Below are 16,288 nucleotides of genomic sequence, written 5' to 3' on the forward strand. Positions count from 1 at the left end.
TTTAAATTCGCTATCTTGCTAATTTACGCGAACTAATTGGTATTGGAAGAGCTAATGATAAGAAATTGTGAAATGGTGCGGGAGAGTGAGAAGGTCTTTAGCATTTTTAATCGAAACGACTAAAGACCTTAAAGTGCGATAGGGTCGTCGAAAGTACTATTTATTAATTGGGCGGGGTTTACCGCTTTCGTCTACAGCAACGTAGTTGAATGTCGCGCCACATACCTTGTAACGATCGCCGATGCCGTGATCAAGTACCGGCTTAACCCATACTTCTAGGTCGATATTCATCGAGCTGCGACCAATCTTGGTGCAGTCACCATAAACACATACCACATCACCCACTGAAACTGGTTGTTTGAACTCGATACCCGATACTGAAACCGTGACTATCTTGCCGTTAGAGATCTCTTTCGCCAGTATCCCGCCAGCAAGGTCGAGCTGAGACATTATCCAACCACCGAAAATCTGGCCTGCTGCATTGGTATCAGAAGGCATCGCCAAAGTGCGAAGAAGTAAAGAACCAATCGGGTTCAAAGTTGATTGAATAGTCATTGTTGTACTCTTAATGGTATTGATTGTTTTAAATTTAAATAGATGTGTTTGCGGGGTTCGCGGTGGTCGTATTTTTAACGTATTCACCGAACACAAACAATCAGTGGCCAATGATCACGAGTATCATTGGCCACTGTTAAATAGCATATTGATAATAATTGTATCAAAAAGGGGATGAGGACTCATCCCTTAGGGTTACTTCTCGTCGGTATTTTTATCCGTTAACTCTTTCTGCTGATCTTTTTGTAGATGCTGTTCTTTTGGCAAATGCTGATCTTTTTGTAGATGCTGGTCTTTTGGCAAATGCTTATAAATATAGACACCCGTTAGCAAGGTAAATGCAAAAGTAGCGATCAGTAAGCCAAACACTTTGAAGTTTACCCAAACATCCAAGGGTAGGCTGAAAGCAACGTAAACGTTGAGAATGGCACATAGAGTAAAGAACAAAGTCCAAGCCCAGTTGATCTTGCTCCATACCGCTTCAGGAAGTGTGATCTCTTTACCCAGCATGCCTTTAATCGCTGACTTGCCCATTAGGTGACTGACGGTCAGGCCGATAGCGAATAATGCATAAACGATGGTTACTTTCCATTTAATGAAGTTGTCATCGTGCAAGAAAATGGTCATGCCACCAAATACGGCAACCATCAGAAATGTGATGATCTGCATTTTCTCTACTTTCTTGTAGATGACGTATGTCAAAACGATTTGTACTGCGGAAGCAACAATCAATGCACCTGTAGCCGTGTAGATGTCATACATCTTATACAGCGCAAAGAAAATAATGAGAGGAATGAAATCAAGGATTTGCTTCATGTGGCACTGACTGTCCAGTTAGTTGAGTTGTAGACAGTCTAACGAAAACTGTCTCGATGCTAAATAGCCCGAGACAATTGGGTGCTAATTAATTCCATGTAAATGCTTTATCTAGTCGGATCTTTTCATCATCGAGTTGGATAACGTTATCGCATTGATGTGGTTTGGTAGCGAGGTATTAGCTTCTTGATATCTTCAAGGTAACCTTCGCTCTTTAAGCTGTCTAAGGTGTTTTCGAGCTCTTGCTCACTCATGGCAAAACACGTCGATTTGCCTGTCGTTAGGTCGAGATACTCGTGATATTCACGCTCTGTGAAGTGGCCAATTCTGTCCATTAATAAGGTTTTAATTCCATGGTGAATCAAGCCGTAATACGTATGTCTTTGTAAGGTCATAGCCTATCCTCCGTGACAAGCTGCAGTGAAACTGTTGCAACCTGCTGTATATTGGTTGGGTTATCTATGACAAAGCAATTCGAATGCCATTTTCTCTAATTGAACGGAACATTTTCCCTACCAAATAGAATTGAACTTCTTTTCAAATAGTTAAAGCAAGGTACGTTCTGTTCTCAGACAACCAATACGTAACAGACATAGAATAGTTTCATTTTGAGAACGATGAAATTCTCATTATGACGCTCTACTGCCATTTATAGTGTGCTTCTATCTACGATGATTGCCGCTAATCGACAAGCCAATCAACCAGCGTAGATAAAGATGTATTTTGTCGATTCTTAGGCTGCAGCAAGAAGTAACCATTTCCAGAAAAGACACTGCCTTCACTCACTTTCACCAACCTGCCCAAATCAATATCTTGCTTAGCCAGCGTGATGTCGCCTATGGCAATGCCAAACCCTTGAATGGCTGCGTTCATCGCTTGATCAAGTGTCGCGAATTGTTGGTTGTTCTTACTTGAAAGGTCATGACTTCCTATGTGCTCTAACCAAAGTCGCCAATCACTTTGCTCATTGTTGGCGTGTAACCAAGTGTATTGAGCGAGCTTGTGTGGCTTGATGATAGTAGAAGCGCTACTTACAAGATGGCCCTGAGTAATGCTTTGCGCCTGGCAGACCGGAGCCAGCTGCTCGTTGAACAATAACTGGCTCACAATCGATTGTTGGTTTGGCTTCTTACCATAGGTGATTACGGCGTCAAACGGGTCAAAGCTTGGTTCAAAAACGTGCTTGATGGTCGACGTGAGCTCGACATCAATTTCAGGGTAGGCTGGCTGAAAAGACATCAACTTGGGTAGCAGCCAAGAGGTAATACAGCTGGGGGCGTTGAGTTTGATCTTCGAGGGAGAACTTGCCACTTGATTGAGAGCCGATTGCAGTTGATGAATCGTTCCTTGTATCAGGGGAACCAGTTCTTCTCCTTTCGGCGTTAAAGACAATCCTCGAGCATGGCGATAGAAGAGATCACAGCCAAGGCTTTCTTCAAACGACAATACCTGACGACTTACTGCACCTTGCGTAACATTGAGCTCATGTGCCGCTCGCGTAAAGTTGAGATGCCTTGCCGTCGACAAGAACGCGAGCAAGGTTTTAGTTGAAGGAAGTGTGCGATTCATATCTTTACCTATGACTTTTTATCATGGCTATTATGTGATTATTTCGATTCATTTATCAATAGTGTTCTGTTTGAATGTAAATACTTAATCATCATTTGTGATTCAATATGTGTATAAGTCACATTTTTTGAATATGAAGGCAGTGGTGAAGACATTGTGATTTTGTGAAAGGGATAGCTTCTTGACATCTTTTATCGATAGTTTAGTACCTCAGGCTGTAAAAAAATTAATACCTTACCAATCGGCAAGAAGAATTGGTGGTGATGGACGAGTCTGGCTAAACGCCAATGAATTGGAAAGCTCGTTGTTTCCAGGAGAAGCAAGCCACAATAGATACCCAGATTTTTTACCGCAAGATATTGCCAAAGCTTATCAAGCGTATTGCGGAACTGATGTTGCAACGGTTGCCGTTCGTGGCGCCGATGAAGCGATAGATTTACTGATCAGAACATTCTGTAAGCCAGCGAGTGACAATATACTTATTTGTTCACCAACGTATGCAATGTATGAGTTTTGCGCCGATGCATTGGCGATTAATACCTTGGATTCTCCATTGCAGGAAGACTTCAGCCTTAACGTCACTGATATTGTGAACAAAGCGAAGTTGGCTAATATCGTGTTTCTTTGCTCACCAAATAACCCAACGGGCAATGTGATTCCCAAATCGGATTTGATTCAGGTACTGGAAGGCACGATTGGAAAATCTCTAGTGGTCGTCGATGAAGCGTATATCGAGTTTGAACCACAAACGTCAGCGGTGTGCCTTATTGAGCGTTATCCGCATTTGGTAGTGATTCGCACCTTGTCTAAGGCGTTTGGACTGGCTGCGGTTCGTTGTGGTTTTATCTTAGCGAGTCAAAATGTGATGCAGTATGTCGCGAAGCTGATTCCACCGTATCCGATGCCGGATTGCTCATCTCAAATAGTGCTAGACGCTTTGTCTGATGAACGAGTTTCAGTGATGGAAGACGTGACACAAAAGCTGGTCGAACTACGTAACTGGTTTGCTTGTGAGTTAACGCAGTTTGATTTCATCGAGTCGGTTTACCCTTCATCGACGAACTTTATTTTGCTGCGTCAAAAACCTGGGCATCAAGTGTTCAGTGTATTGGCGAAGGATGGCATTGTGACAAGGAATCAAAACCACGAACCTGCTTTGCGTAACTGTGTTCGAATCAGTATTGGTAGCCAAGAGAGCATGTTAGAAGTGATAACGTCACTAACACGTTACCAAACCGAATTAGACAAGAATCAACAAGGCAAACAAATTCAACAATCTCAACATAAAGAAACTCAATCTCAACTCGATAAAGATCATATCTAGGATGGCAATGATGAAAAAGATAATACTAGGACTCGCTTGTGCGGCCGCTTTACTTGGTACAACGGTACAGGCGAAAGAAATCCGTTTGGCGTCGGACTTTACGTATCCGCCATTCAACTATAAAAACAGTGACGGTGTGCCTGTCGGGTTTGATATTGAGATAGCTGACGCCTTGTGTGAGCAAGCGAAGTTGGATTGCACGTGGGTATCGCAAAGCTGGGATTCGTTGATTCCAAGTTTGTTGGCAAGAAAATCAGATGTGATCATGGCTTCGATGCGTATTACCGAAGAGCGTAAGCGCAAAATCTTGTTCACCGATAAGTACTACCAAACGCCAGCCGTGTTTGTTGCTGCTAAAAGCGCCGAGTTCAGCGTCGATGAGGCAGGCTTAGCAGGTAAAACCATCGGTGTTCAGCAAGGCACGATTCACGATCGCTACGTAACAGACAAGTTTGGCGATGTGGCAAACATTAAACGCTATACCGGCCAAGATGAAGTTTATCTGGATCTGCAAAACGGCCGTCTAGATCTAACCTTCGGCAACTCGGATCAACTGTCATTAGCTTTCTTAGATAAGAAAGAAGGCGAGGGCTTTGAGTTCAAAGGTAAAGCAGTGACCGACAAAGCCTACATTGGCGAAGGTACGGCGTTAGCACTAAGAAAGCAGGATTCAAAACTGGCGAAACAATTCAATGCCGCGATTGAAGAGATCAGAGCGAACGGTACTTACGACAAGATCGCCGCTAAGTACTTCACGTTTGATATTTATGGCGCTGATTTGTAATTCGTCTAACGCCTAAAAACTAGACCACCAACAAAATCCGAGGGCTGTGAGGCTCTCGGATTTTTGTTACAAACAATTCGTCCTAGTAAGATACCCACCGTTGTCTTTATCCCTGCTTATCCACTCTTGTTCCATACGCTCAGTCTAAAACCTTACCTCTACCACCTCAGAAACCGCATTTCACGACTCGCTTTTTCAATCGATGAGACCTTCTTTGTCCGTGCTTAATTACTGATTTTAAGATCTTAAAATAACACAAACTTGCGCATAATTATTTGCTAATAGACTGTTCTAAAAGCAGTTGAAAGCGATCGGAATTCCCCAAAAATCCGAAGTTAGACTGCTTAATGGTCTAATTGGTGCCAAATATGATTGGTATCACAATCAATTCAGCTCTCTGGCAAATAGATGAACCTTAGCTCGCAAAATATACATATAGTATTGTAATACAAAATATATGAAGGTAAGAATATTGTAATGAAACGTTACGGTCATGAGCAGTATGCAATAGAACGTTAGATTTCAAGCTCAGCTAGAACGTGTCATATAAAAACTGTACCTCTTACAAAATGGATTCTGGAGAAGAACATGAAAAAACACCTACTGACGATTGCAGCGGCATCAATTCTGATGGCATTTGGCGCTCAAGCAAAAACTTTGACCTTAGGGCATGCAATGTCATTAGAAAGCGCAGCTCACCAAGGCATGGTGATCATGGCTGATAAAGTTAAAGAAAAATCGAATGGTGACCTTACGATTAAGATCTTTCCAAACGGTCAATTAGGCTCTGAACGTGACCAAGCGGAGCAAGTTGTTACTGGCGCGATTGATATGGCCAAAATCAATGGTGGGTTAGCCGAATCTTTTGAACCAACGTTTAAGGTTAATGCACTGCCTTTCTTATTCCGTGACGTTCCACATATGAGAACCTTCATGCGAAGTGAAGCTGCACAAGAGATGTTGCTTTCAAGTGAAGGTAAAGGCTTCATCGGTCTTACATTCTACGATTCAGGCACACGTAGCTTCTACGCTAAAAAAGCCATTAACTCACCGGCTGATCTCGCTGGTATGAAAGTTCGAGTTCCGGGTTCTCCAACCATGATGGAAATGGTTAACCTATTAGGTGGTAAAGCAACGCCTGTACCTTTCAATGAGGTATACACGGCGCTGCAACAAGGCGTAATTGACGGTGCTGAAAATAATATTTCTAGCTTAGTTGAAATGAAACACAGCGAAGTTGCCAAATTTTACTCTATGGACCAGCACATGATGACACCTGACGTGATCATCATTTCAGAATACAAATGGGGTTCATTAACGGCAGAAGAGCAAAAAATCTTAAAAGAAGCTGCTGCTGAGTCTCTTGAAGAGCAGATCAAAATCTGGGACGCAACAGATGACATGAACAAAGAGAAAGGAATGAAAGAAGGCGTAACGTTTGTTGAAGTTGATAAAGCCCCTTTCCGTGCAGCTGTTAAACCTATGATTGATGAGGCGAAAAAAGATCCAAAACTAGCTCCATTCATTGAAAAAATTGAAGCTCTTTAATCAGTCTTAGTGAAAATATAATTTTGCCTTGGCTTTGCTAAGGCAAAATTTTTTGAGGTATCACACCATGTTAGCAACTTTCAGAAACCTACTTGATAGGCTGATTCTTTTTGTCTCTTCTTTTGCACTCATGTTACTTGTTGTTACTGTCACTTGGCAGGTCTTTAGTCGTTATGTTTTGAATGATCCAAGTAACTGGACTGATGAACTTGCTCGTTATGCGATGGTATGGCTTGGCTTATTAGGGGCAAGCTACTTATTCGGTATCAAAGGACACTTAGCAATAACGTTATTGGATGGTTATCTTAAGGGTAAAGCACATATCGCATTACATGTACTCATCAATATCATTTCTGGCGCATTTGTATTTCTAGCAATGCTTCAAGGTGGCATCGCCCTAATGGGAAGAACCACACAACAACTCTCTCCAGCACTGCAATTACCGATGTCGACGGTTTATTCAATATTGCCGATTTCAGCCGTTATTATCCTCATCTATTTGGTCATGAATACGTTTGATCTTTTTTGTGAACCCAACAAAAAGTAAGTTTTAAAAGGACTCTATATTATGGATTTGTCCATTGGTGTTTGGCTGCTAGGCCTATTCTTATTCATGATCGCGATTAGCATGCCCATTGCGATTGCAATTGCCATGTCATCTTTAACGATCATGTATTTCATCTTACCGTTTGAAGTCGCCAGTATTACTGCGGGTCAAAAAATCATTACCGGTATCGATAGTTTCAGTTTATTAGCCATCCCTTTCTTTATTCTCGCGGGGAACATAATGAATGTGGGTGGCATCGCGAGTCGACTCATCAACCTTGCAAAGCTCTTGGTTGGTTGGATCCCGGGCTCACTTTTTCACGTCAACATCTTCGCTAATATGATGTTTGGCGCTGTTTCAGGATCAGCCGTTGCAGCTGCTGCTGCGGTTGGTAAAACCTTAGGCCCTGAATTAGAAAAAGATGGTTATGATAAAAACTTAGCAACAGCAGTAAACGTTGCATCTTGCCCGGCAGGCTTACTAATACCGCCGAGTAATTCATTGATCGTATTTTCAGTGGTATCGGGTGGCACATCCGTTGCGGCGCTGTTTATCGCAGGTTATGTCCCAGGTATTTTAATGGGCTTAAGTTGTATGGTCGTCGCCTATTTCATCGCTAAAAAGAAAGGATATAAAACAAGTGCCAATGACGGCTTCACAGCGAAAGATGTGCTGAATATTGTTTGGCAAGCAACGCCAAGCTTAGGGCTTATTGTTGTGGTTATTGGCGGTATTATTGGTGGTGTTTTCACTGCGACAGAAGGGGCGTGTATAGCGGTTCTTTACTCTTTTATACTGTCACTCTGTTACCGAACTCTCAAATGGGCACACTTCCCGATAATTTGTAGAGAAACCGTTCAGGTCACTGGCATTATGCTGTTCTTGATTGGTGCTTCAACCATCATGTCATGGGCAATGGCGTTTACCGGTCTACCAACCATGATCAGCGATTGGATGCTCTCTATTTCAGATAATCCGATTATCATCTTTATTCTGATGAATCTAATCCTACTAATTGTGGGTATGTTTATGGACCTTACGCCAGCCGTATTGATCTTTACCCCTATCTTTATGCCGATTGCTGAGCATTTAGGCATGCATCCAATTCACTTCGCGATGATGATTATCTTCAACTTATGTATTGGTATTGCAACGCCACCCGTTGGTACGGCGCTATTTGTAGGTTGTAGTGTCAGTGGCTCCAAGATTGAGAATGTTATAAGAAGTATCATGCCGTTTTGTGCCGTATTGATCGTCACACTGTTGGCCATTACTTTTATTCCTGAAATTAGTTTGGCTCTGCCCCGTGCGTTTGGACTCATCAATTAGCCTTACAAGGGTAAGATTTACCGACTCAATATTGATCATCACCTAATAAAAAACCGCCTGTATGAAGGCGGTTTTTTTATCAATCAAAACTGAAGCTTAATATTACGCTTGCTGTTTTTGTAGCTCAGCTTCTTTCGCTTCGTCTTCGATTAGAGAATCAACGATGACTGCACATGCTGCATCACCAGTGATGTTCAGAGCAGTACGGATCATGTCGAAGATACGGTCTAGAGCGAACAACAGAGGTAGACCTTCGATAGGGATACCAGCCGCTAGAAGAACCGCAACCACTAGGAAAGAAGGGCCTGGAACACCAGCTTGACCAACCGCACCTAGGGTAGACGTTACGATGATAGCAACGTAAGCACCCATAGATAGGTCGATGTTGAACAGTTGTGCGAAGAAGATAGCAACTAGGCCGTAGTAAATTGCGTTACCAGACATGTTGATCGTCGCACCAAGTGGCAGAACGAATGAAGCCGTAGAGTTACGAACACCAAGTTCTTTCTCTACCGTTTCCATTGTTACTGGCAGTGTCGCCATTGAAGAGGCTGTTGATAGTGCAACCGCTTGAGGCTTCTTCATTGCCACTAGGAACTTCTTAGCTGAAGTCTTAGTGAAGATTTGAATCATCAGTGGGTAAGCCACAAAGCCGAAGATAAGAATCGCAACAATGTAGACAATGAACAGCTTGAACACGACCATAAGTGCGCCAAAACCGAATGTACCGACTGCTTCTGCCATTAGGCCGAATACGCCAAGTGGTGCGATGATCATAACCTTGTTGATCATCCAAACCATAGCGTCAACAATCGCGTTTACGCCATTGATGATTGGGTCACGTTTTTCTTTCGCTTGTTTAGAAATCGCAATACCGAAGAATAAGCAGAAAACGAGAATTTGCAGAATGTTAGCTTCGTTCAGTGATTGGAAAACGTTGGTAGGGATCATGCCCGTGATGGTTGCCCAGAACGTTGGAAGTTCGCCTTTCGCAGCATATTCAGAAGAGAACATACCTTCAACGCCAGAAACATCGATACCACGACCCGGTTCGAATACTTCACCCATTACAAGCGCTAGTGCTACAGCAAGTGCAGACGTTAGTGCAAAGTAACCCAGTGTAACCACACCAACTTTACCTGCCGATGAGCTATTACCTAGACCTGCAGCACCTGAAATTAGGGCAACTGCGACTAGAGGAATAACCAGCATCTTGATTAAATTGATGAAGATTGCGCCCAGTGGAGCGAACATTGTTGCGCTGTCACCCATCATTGCACCGACAGCGGTACCGATGATCATTGCAATAACGACTTGAACACCGATGTTGCTTAGTAAACTCTTTTCTTTTAACACTTCCATAACCTCTGTGCTACCAAATATAAAAATCCCAGAACTACTCACCAATGTACGATGTACCATTGGATTAATATTTCGCGACGAGTTTTACACGTATCCTTTACATTTATCAATATGAGCAGAGGTGAAAGTCTCTGAAAAACTGGTGGTCTAACGTCATTTGTTGATTTTGCACAACAATGCAATCGTTTGCCTTGGTTTTTTATTGCGATGTTATTTGTTGAATTTATAAAAGACTTTTCGCTGGAGATTTTGTGAATGATTTACAAGCGCTGGTATTGAAAATGTCCTGTTAACATTTTGTTTTCATTTGCGAGTGTTTTTTGAACACCTATGTTGGGGCAAATCCACAGCTACGTGTTGTGTGAAATTTAGCCTGAACTATGCTTAAGGTATCTATTTATTACCAAGATGTTACCTCTGCGCTTTAAATAAAACGTCTATCTAGCATCTCAGTTGTAAGGAGGGGGGCTATGACTTTTATATTAAAGTACTTGTTTGCGTTTCTTCTGTTGTTCAGCTCTGTGTTCGCTCAGGCCGATGATGTCTGGGTGATTGAGGTGAACGGAGGGATAGGTCCGGCGACCAGTGATTACCTCACTAGAGAAATAGAACAAGCTCACGATGAGCAAGCAAAGCTCATCATTTTGAAAATGAACACGCCTGGCGGGTTAGATTCGTCGATGCGTGACATTATTCGATCCATCACCACGTCACCGATTCCGATAGCAACTTGGGTTGGGCCTGCGGGTTCACGAGCAGCGAGTGCCGGAACCTATATTTTACTTGCCAGCCACGTTGCTTCCATGGCGCCCGGAACTAATCTAGGTGCAGCAACCCCTGTGTCGCTCGGTGGGGGCAAAGCGCCTGCTAATCCGTTATCTCCTCAAGACGATGCTAATAAAGATGATAACACTTCGGCGAGTGACCAAGACGAAACCAAACAAGAGAACTCAGACCAAGTAAAAGCCACCACTGCGATGGAAAAGAAAGTCATCAATGATGCTGCGGCTTACATTGTCAGTTTGGCTAAGTTACACAACCGTAATGAAGAATGGGCAGAAAAAGCGGTGCGAGAGGCAGCAAGTTTGGATTCTGAGAATGCACTGACTCTTAACGTGATTGATTTTATTGCCAGCGACCTTCAGCAATTGGTTGAACTGAGTAACGGGCGCACCGTCACCATCAACGGTGTCAGTCAGGAAGTCCAACTTAGTGATGTTGCTTTTGTCGAGCGAGAACAAGACTGGCGCTTTAGTTTGCTGTCAGTGATCACGAACCCGAACGTTGCATATATTTTGATGCTGATTGGTATCTACGGTTTGTTACTCGAATTCTATAACCCCGGCGTCGGGCTACCGGGTGTTTTGGGCGGTATCTGTCTGTTATTAGCGATGTACTCCTTACAAATGCTGCCTGTGAGTTACGCGGGCCTTGCTTTAATCCTATTGGGAATTGCTTTGATGGTCGCAGAGGCCTTTAGCCCCAGTTTTGGCATCTTCGGTTTGGGCGGCGTAGCTGCGTTTACGCTCGGCTCGATCATGTTGATGGATACCGAAGTGCCGGGTTATCAAATCGCATTGCCGTTAATTATCGGGATCAGTTTGTTCTCTGTTGCCTTTATCGTCGTAACAATATCAATGCTAGTCCGAGTGAGAAACAAACCAGTGACTACGGGGATGGAAGCGGTAGTCGGTGACACTGGCAAAGTGGTAAGCGGTTTCCCCGGTACGGGGCGTGTGCTAGTCGAAGGTGAGATCTGGCAAGCCAAATGTGCGAGTGAATTGCAAGTGGGGCAGATCATCAGAGTGACCAAGCTGACGGGGCTATCTTTGGATGTTGAAGCGCTGCCCGATGATACACCATCGAAATCTAGCTAGCGCGGACTGTTAGCGTGGAATGCTAGAACAAACGTTATTGAATTATTAATTGCTTAGCCATCGTTACCATTAGGGGGCGGTTATGTTTATACACACTATAGGTATTGTCATTGTGCTCGTTATCTTGTTGATAGCCAGCATGTTCAGAGTGCTGCGCGAATATGAACGTGCAGTGGTGTTTTTCCTTGGGCGCTTTTACGGTGTTAAAGGGCCGGGTTTAATTATCATCATTCCTTTCATCCAACAAATTGTGCGAGTGGATCTACGTACTATCGTGTTGGACGTGCCGACGCAAGATTTGATCACACGCGATAACGTGTCAGTGAAGGTGAATGCCGTGGTCTATTTTCGAGTGCTGGATCCGAAGATGGCGATCAATAACGTAGAGAACTACCTCGAAGCGACCAGTCAACTGTCACAAACAACGTTGCGTTCAGTATTAGGACAGCATGAGTTGGATGAGCTATTGTCTGAGCGTGAAGAGCTCAATAGAGACTTACAAGCGATACTAGATCAACACACCGATAACTGGGGGATCAAGATTGCCAATGTCGAGATCAAGCATGTTGATCTGGATGACAGTATGGTGCGAGCTCTTGCTAAACAAGCTGAGGCGGAACGTTCTCGTCGAGCTAAGGTAATCCATGCAACAGGGGAACTAGAAGCATCAACCAAGCTGAAAGAGGCTGCAGAGGTTCTTAATCAAGCGCCCAATGCCATTCAATTGCGATATATGCAAACACTAACAGAAGTAGCGAATGAGCGAACTTCCACAATCATATTCCCAATGCCCATCGATCTGGTCGAGAAGATAACCGATCCGATCAAAGCGACGCTCAATGAGGCAGCGATTAAGAAAGCGATGAAAGCCGATGAGTGATTGGCTCAAATGAAGAGCAATAAAAAAGGCTCCACAACTGTGGAGCCTTTGAGTATTTGAATCGCTGGTTCTATTTAATGACCATTGATTACGAGCGTCGATTATTTCTGCGTAGCCGCTTTCATTGGTGTAACAAACTCAGCAAGTGCTTTAAGCATTGCTTCTGGTTGTTCAACGTTGTTTTCAATGATTTTAACTACGGCTGAGCCTGAGATAGCACCTGCAGCGCCAGCTACAATCGCTTCTTTCACTTGTTCAGGAGCAGAGATACCGAAACCAAGCAGTGCTGGTGGCGCATCGAACTTGTTCAAGCGATCAAGCAGTGCCGTTACTGGCATGTTTGCTTTTGTTTCAGCACCCGTTACACCAGAACGCGAAAGTAGGTAGGTGTAACCACCACCTAGCTCAGAAACTGATTGAAGAGTTTCATCGCTTGCTGTCGGTGGAGCAATAAAGATTGGGTGAACGCCAAACTTTTCAGCTGCAGCAACAAATTCACCGCTTTCATTGGTAGGTACATCAGCAATCAATACAGAATCGATACCTGCTTTTGCGCAGCGTTCGTAGAAGTTCTCGATACCACGTGCGTAAACCAGGTTTGCGTACATCAGTAGGCCGATTGGTAGCTCTGGGTATTTAGCACGAATTTGACCGATAAGATCAAAACACACATCTGGCGTTACTTTTGAATCTAACGCGCGAATATTTGCGCCTTGGATTGTTGGGCCATCTGCAAGCGGATCTGAGAATGGAATACCAAGCTCAAGAGCATCAGCACCCGCTTCAACTAGCGTTTCCATGATCTTAAGTGATTGCTCAGGATTAGGATCGCCAACCGTTACGAATGGTACGAATGCGCCCTGATTCTTTTCAGCTAAGCGAGTGAAGAGTGATTGATAGCGATCCATTATAATGCTCCTTTCTCTTTAAGAATGTCGTGTACGGAGAAAATGTCTTTGTCACCACGACCAGATAAGTTAACCACTAATAGCTGTTCTTTCTCTGGGTCGTCGTGAGCCATTTTGACAGCGTGAGCTACAGCATGAGATGACTCTAGTGCTGCGATAATGCCTTCTTTGCGTGCAATCAATTGGAACGCTTCTAGCGCTTCATCATCGGTCACGTTGTCGTATTCAGCACGGCCAATAGCATTTAGGTGCGCGTGTTGAGGACCAACTGATGGGAAATCTAGACCAGCAGAAACAGAGTAAGACTCTTCTACTTGGCCGTTCTCATCTTGCATCAGTGGAGCTTTCATACCGAAGAAGATACCGGTTTTACCATGCTTAAGCGGCGCGCCGTGTTGGTCGGTATCAATACCTTTACCAGCAGGCTCTACACCGATTAGGCGTACAGACTCTTCTTCAATGAAGTCAGCGAACATACCGATAGCGTTTGAACCACCGCCGACACAAGCGATAACCGCATCTGGAAGGCGACCTTCACGCGCTAGAATTTGGTGCTTCGTTTCTTCACCAATCATGCGTTGGAAATCACGAACAATCGTTGGGAATGGGTGAGGGCCAGCCGCAGTACCCAATAGGTAGTGCGCGTCTTCATAAGTTGCAGACCAGTCACGTAGCGCTTCGTTACATGCATCTTTTAGCGTTGAAGAGCCAGAATGAACAGGGATAACCTCTGCGCCCATTAGCTTCATACGGAACACGTTCGGGCTTTGACGTTCAACGTCTTTTGCACCCATGTAAACACGACACTTAAGGCCCAATAGAGCACAAGCTAGAGCCGTTGCAACACCATGTTGGCCTGCGCCAGTTTCAGCGATGATTTCCTGTTTACCCATGCGTTTTGCTAGCAATGCTTGGCCAAGAACTTGGTTTGTCTTGTGAGCACCACCGTGAAGGAGATCTTCACGCTTTAGGTATAGTTTGGTTTTTGTACCTTTGGTCAGGTTACGCGTTAGCGTTAGTGCCGTTGGACGACCTGCGTACTCTTGCAGAAGCGTCATGAATTCACTGCGGAACTCAGGATCTGCTTGTGCATCGATAAATGCTTGTTCCAGTTGGTCTAGTGCTGGCACTAGGATCTGCGGTACGTATTGACCACCGTATTCACCAAAGTAGGCATCGAGTTTAGCCATTGTGTTATTCCTTCAATTCTATCGATGTGTATTCACACCAAGTCATTTAATCTTGCTTGAGCTTCGCAAAAGGCAAAGCTCACAAATATGTTTTTAGTTTCTGCTTTCTAATTTCTAGCGCCGAGCTTGGACTAGTAATTACGAATCGCTGCAAAAGCGCGTTGCAGTTTGTCTGCGTCTTTTTTACCTGGAGCTGATTCAACGCCTGAGTTTAGGTCTAGCCCTAAACAACCCAACTTAGCCGCTTGGTTAGCATTGTCTGGGTTTAGGCCACCCGCTAACATGATTGCGCTTTGGTTGTTGATTAGGCTCCAATCGAACGCTTGGCCTGTACCGCCAGTTTGAGAACCCACTTTAGTATCTAGCAGGTGACGAGTCACGTTGCTTTTCAGTAATTCTGGTAGCGCGCTTTTAGCACCGTTTTCAGCACCAGAAGCCACACCGTAAGCTTTCCAAATCTCAACGTGTTCAGGTAGAGATTGTTTTAGTTCATCGACAAATGCTTGAGACTCATCACCGTGCAGTTGCACCGCAAATAAACCTAGCTCAGAAACCGTTTTCGCAACGTCAGTAACGCTATGATTTTGGAATACACCCACGTAGTTCAAAGGTGCGCCGCTCATGGTTAAACGAGCTGCTTCGATATCAACATGACGCTTAGATGCTTCAACGAAAATCAGACCACCGAATACCGCACCAGCTTGATAAGCCTTTGCTGCATCGTCAGAGTGAGTTAAACCACACACCTTGTTTTCACCGAGCGTCACTTTACGCACCGCAAGCTCTAGGTTCTTTTCAGCCATCAGAGAGCTACCGATTAGGAAGCCGTCTGCAAATGTTGAAAGGTCACGAACTTGTTGATGTGTGTAGATGCCAGACTCTGAAATCACGACTGCGTTTGGAGCCAGTTCGCGAATCAGCGGAGCCAACTCTTTAGTACGGTTCAAATCAGTCGAAAGGTCACGTAGGTTACGGTTATTAATACCGATCACTTTTGCTTTTAAAGCGACAGCGCGATGAAGTTCTTCTTCGTTGCTGACTTCGGTTAGTACACCCATATTTAGCGAGTGAGCGACGTCAGCAAGTGCTTTGTACTCTTCGTCATCCAATACCGATAGCATTAGCAAAATTGCGTCAGCTGAGTAGTGACGAGCTAGGTAAACTTGGTAGGTATCAACCATGAAGTCTTTACAAAGAATAGGTTGCTTAGCAATGCTGCGAACCTTTGGTAAAAACTCAAAGTCACCTTGAAAGTATTTCTCGTCTGTCAGTACTGAAATTGCGTTGGCGTGGTTGTTGTACACCGATGCAATGTAGTCCAAATCAAACTCGTCACGGATTAAACCTTTTGACGGAGATGCCTTCTTACATTCAGTGATGAAAACCGTTTGTTCGCCGCTCAATGCATCATAAAAGCTGCGGTCTGTTGCGGTTAGTGACGCCTTAAACTCGTCTAATGGTTGAGTCTGCTTACGCGCTTCAACCCATTGGTATTTATCTCGAACGATTTTTGCTAATACTTCCGCCATTTCAGCTTCTTTGACTGAAACGTGGGTCGACAGTTTATCGGTAGTCTGTGTCATGTTCTTTGTCTCGTCG

The 16,288-nt window shown here is 44.1% G+C and carries 15 protein-coding genes; 7 read left to right on the forward strand and 8 right to left on the reverse strand.

The window, feature by feature from the left end; translation table 11 throughout:
* Positions 1–156: 156 nt before the first annotated feature.
* The 4 genes from yciA to AACR09_RS04715 all read right to left on the reverse strand — a co-directional run bounded on the left by yciA (position 157) and on the right by AACR09_RS04715 (position 2,940).
* Entirely contained in the window at positions 157–555 is a 399-nt protein-coding gene (yciA, locus tag AACR09_RS04700; RefSeq protein WP_004736513.1) for an acyl-CoA thioester hydrolase YciA, read from the reverse strand.
* Between the two features lie 195 nt (positions 556–750).
* Positions 751–1,371 (reverse strand): septation protein A, encoded by a 621-nt coding sequence (locus tag AACR09_RS04705; RefSeq protein WP_017094464.1) that lies wholly within the window; start codon positions 1,369–1,371, stop codon positions 751–753.
* 146 nt (positions 1,372–1,517) lie between these two features.
* The gene (locus AACR09_RS04710; protein ID WP_004736516.1) at positions 1,518–1,766 is read right to left on the reverse strand and encodes a hypothetical protein; all 249 of its coding nucleotides are present in this window, start codon (positions 1,764–1,766) and stop codon (positions 1,518–1,520) included.
* 286 nt (positions 1,767–2,052) lie between these two features.
* Positions 2,053–2,940 carry a LysR substrate-binding domain-containing protein gene (locus AACR09_RS04715; RefSeq protein WP_193836072.1) on the reverse strand — a complete coding sequence of 296 codons (888 nt, stop codon included), beginning with the start codon at positions 2,938–2,940 and terminating at the stop codon, positions 2,053–2,055.
* Between the two features lie 181 nt (positions 2,941–3,121).
* Between AACR09_RS04715 and hisC the strand changes: the two genes are divergently transcribed.
* The 5 genes from hisC to AACR09_RS04740 all read left to right on the forward strand — a co-directional run bounded on the left by hisC (position 3,122) and on the right by AACR09_RS04740 (position 8,472).
* Entirely contained in the window at positions 3,122–4,264 is a 1,143-nt protein-coding gene (hisC, locus tag AACR09_RS04720) for a histidinol-phosphate transaminase (RefSeq protein ID WP_193836073.1), read from the forward strand.
* A gap of 10 nt (positions 4,265–4,274) precedes the next feature.
* On the forward strand, positions 4,275–5,048 hold the full coding sequence (locus AACR09_RS04725) for an ABC transporter substrate-binding protein (protein WP_017085617.1): 774 nt from the start codon (positions 4,275–4,277) through the stop codon (positions 5,046–5,048).
* A 588-nt stretch (positions 5,049–5,636) separates the two neighbouring features.
* Complete coding sequence (locus AACR09_RS04730; RefSeq protein WP_017076380.1) at positions 5,637–6,596, forward strand: TRAP transporter substrate-binding protein; 960 nt, start codon at positions 5,637–5,639, stop codon at positions 6,594–6,596.
* A gap of 67 nt (positions 6,597–6,663) precedes the next feature.
* A complete protein-coding gene (locus tag AACR09_RS04735; RefSeq protein WP_004736522.1) occupies positions 6,664–7,143 on the forward strand; it encodes a TRAP transporter small permease in 480 nt (159 codons plus the stop codon).
* Between the two features lie 21 nt (positions 7,144–7,164).
* Complete coding sequence (locus AACR09_RS04740; protein WP_017083908.1) at positions 7,165–8,472, forward strand: TRAP transporter large permease; 1,308 nt, start codon at positions 7,165–7,167, stop codon at positions 8,470–8,472.
* A 102-nt stretch (positions 8,473–8,574) separates the two neighbouring features.
* Here AACR09_RS04740 and AACR09_RS04745 read toward each other — a convergent pair whose 3' ends face one another.
* Positions 8,575–9,894 carry a dicarboxylate/amino acid:cation symporter gene (locus AACR09_RS04745; protein WP_322621723.1) on the reverse strand — a complete coding sequence of 440 codons (1,320 nt, stop codon included), beginning with the start codon at positions 9,892–9,894 and terminating at the stop codon, positions 8,575–8,577.
* A 410-nt stretch (positions 9,895–10,304) separates the two neighbouring features.
* Between AACR09_RS04745 and AACR09_RS04750 the strand changes: the two genes are divergently transcribed.
* Together AACR09_RS04750 and AACR09_RS04755 are read left to right on the forward strand one after the other, a co-directional pair.
* On the forward strand, positions 10,305–11,711 hold the full coding sequence (locus tag AACR09_RS04750; RefSeq protein WP_017080964.1) for an NfeD family protein: 1,407 nt from the start codon (positions 10,305–10,307) through the stop codon (positions 11,709–11,711).
* Between the two features lie 82 nt (positions 11,712–11,793).
* Entirely contained in the window at positions 11,794–12,591 is a 798-nt protein-coding gene (locus AACR09_RS04755) for a slipin family protein (RefSeq protein WP_004729804.1), read from the forward strand.
* Between the two features lie 101 nt (positions 12,592–12,692).
* Here the strand turns inward: AACR09_RS04755 and trpA are convergent, their stop codons facing one another.
* The 3 genes from trpA to trpCF all read right to left on the reverse strand — a co-directional run bounded on the left by trpA (position 12,693) and on the right by trpCF (position 16,272).
* Entirely contained in the window at positions 12,693–13,499 is an 807-nt protein-coding gene (gene trpA, locus AACR09_RS04760; protein ID WP_004729802.1) for a tryptophan synthase subunit alpha, read from the reverse strand.
* On the reverse strand, positions 13,499–14,689 hold the full coding sequence (trpB, locus tag AACR09_RS04765) for a tryptophan synthase subunit beta (protein ID WP_004729801.1): 1,191 nt from the start codon (positions 14,687–14,689) through the stop codon (positions 13,499–13,501). Before trpB ends, trpA begins: the two co-directional genes overlap by 1 nt.
* Before the next feature lie 131 nt (positions 14,690–14,820).
* Complete coding sequence (gene trpCF / locus AACR09_RS04770) at positions 14,821–16,272, reverse strand: bifunctional indole-3-glycerol-phosphate synthase TrpC/phosphoribosylanthranilate isomerase TrpF (RefSeq protein WP_193836074.1); 1,452 nt, start codon at positions 16,270–16,272, stop codon at positions 14,821–14,823.
* Positions 16,273–16,288 lie beyond the last annotated feature (16 nt).

The organism is Vibrio sp. OPT20, from assembly GCF_963889365.1.
Taxonomy (GTDB): domain Bacteria; phylum Pseudomonadota; class Gammaproteobacteria; order Enterobacterales; family Vibrionaceae; genus Vibrio; species Vibrio splendidus.

What these genes read in the sequence shown, in the direction of transcription:
- yciA (WP_004736513.1), bottom strand. Translation starts at nt 555, where the DNA reads ATGACTATTCAATCAACTTTGAACCCGATTGGTTCTTTACTTCTTCGC.
- AACR09_RS04705 (WP_017094464.1), bottom strand. Translation starts at nt 1,371, where the DNA reads ATGAAGCAAATCCTTGATTTCATTCCTCTCATTATTTTCTTTGCGCTG.
- AACR09_RS04710 (WP_004736516.1), bottom strand. Translation starts at nt 1,766, where the DNA reads ATGACCTTACAAAGACATACGTATTACGGCTTGATTCACCATGGAATT.
- AACR09_RS04715 (WP_193836072.1), bottom strand. Translation starts at nt 2,940, where the DNA reads ATGAATCGCACACTTCCTTCAACTAAAACCTTGCTCGCGTTCTTGTCG.
- AACR09_RS04725 (WP_017085617.1), top strand. Translation starts at nt 4,275, where the DNA reads ATGAAAAAGATAATACTAGGACTCGCTTGTGCGGCCGCTTTACTTGGT.
- AACR09_RS04730 (WP_017076380.1), top strand. Translation starts at nt 5,637, where the DNA reads ATGAAAAAACACCTACTGACGATTGCAGCGGCATCAATTCTGATGGCA.
- AACR09_RS04735 (WP_004736522.1), top strand. Translation starts at nt 6,664, where the DNA reads ATGTTAGCAACTTTCAGAAACCTACTTGATAGGCTGATTCTTTTTGTC.
- AACR09_RS04740 (WP_017083908.1), top strand. Translation starts at nt 7,165, where the DNA reads ATGGATTTGTCCATTGGTGTTTGGCTGCTAGGCCTATTCTTATTCATG.
- AACR09_RS04745 (WP_322621723.1), bottom strand. Translation starts at nt 9,894, where the DNA reads ATGGTACATCGTACATTGGTGAGTAGTTCTGGGATTTTTATATTTGGT.
- AACR09_RS04750 (WP_017080964.1), top strand. Translation starts at nt 10,305, where the DNA reads ATGACTTTTATATTAAAGTACTTGTTTGCGTTTCTTCTGTTGTTCAGC.
- AACR09_RS04755 (WP_004729804.1), top strand. Translation starts at nt 11,794, where the DNA reads ATGTTTATACACACTATAGGTATTGTCATTGTGCTCGTTATCTTGTTG.
- trpA (WP_004729802.1), bottom strand. Translation starts at nt 13,499, where the DNA reads ATGGATCGCTATCAATCACTCTTCACTCGCTTAGCTGAAAAGAATCAG.
- trpB (WP_004729801.1), bottom strand. Translation starts at nt 14,689, where the DNA reads ATGGCTAAACTCGATGCCTACTTTGGTGAATACGGTGGTCAATACGTA.
- trpCF (WP_193836074.1), bottom strand. Translation starts at nt 16,272, where the DNA reads ATGACACAGACTACCGATAAACTGTCGACCCACGTTTCAGTCAAAGAA.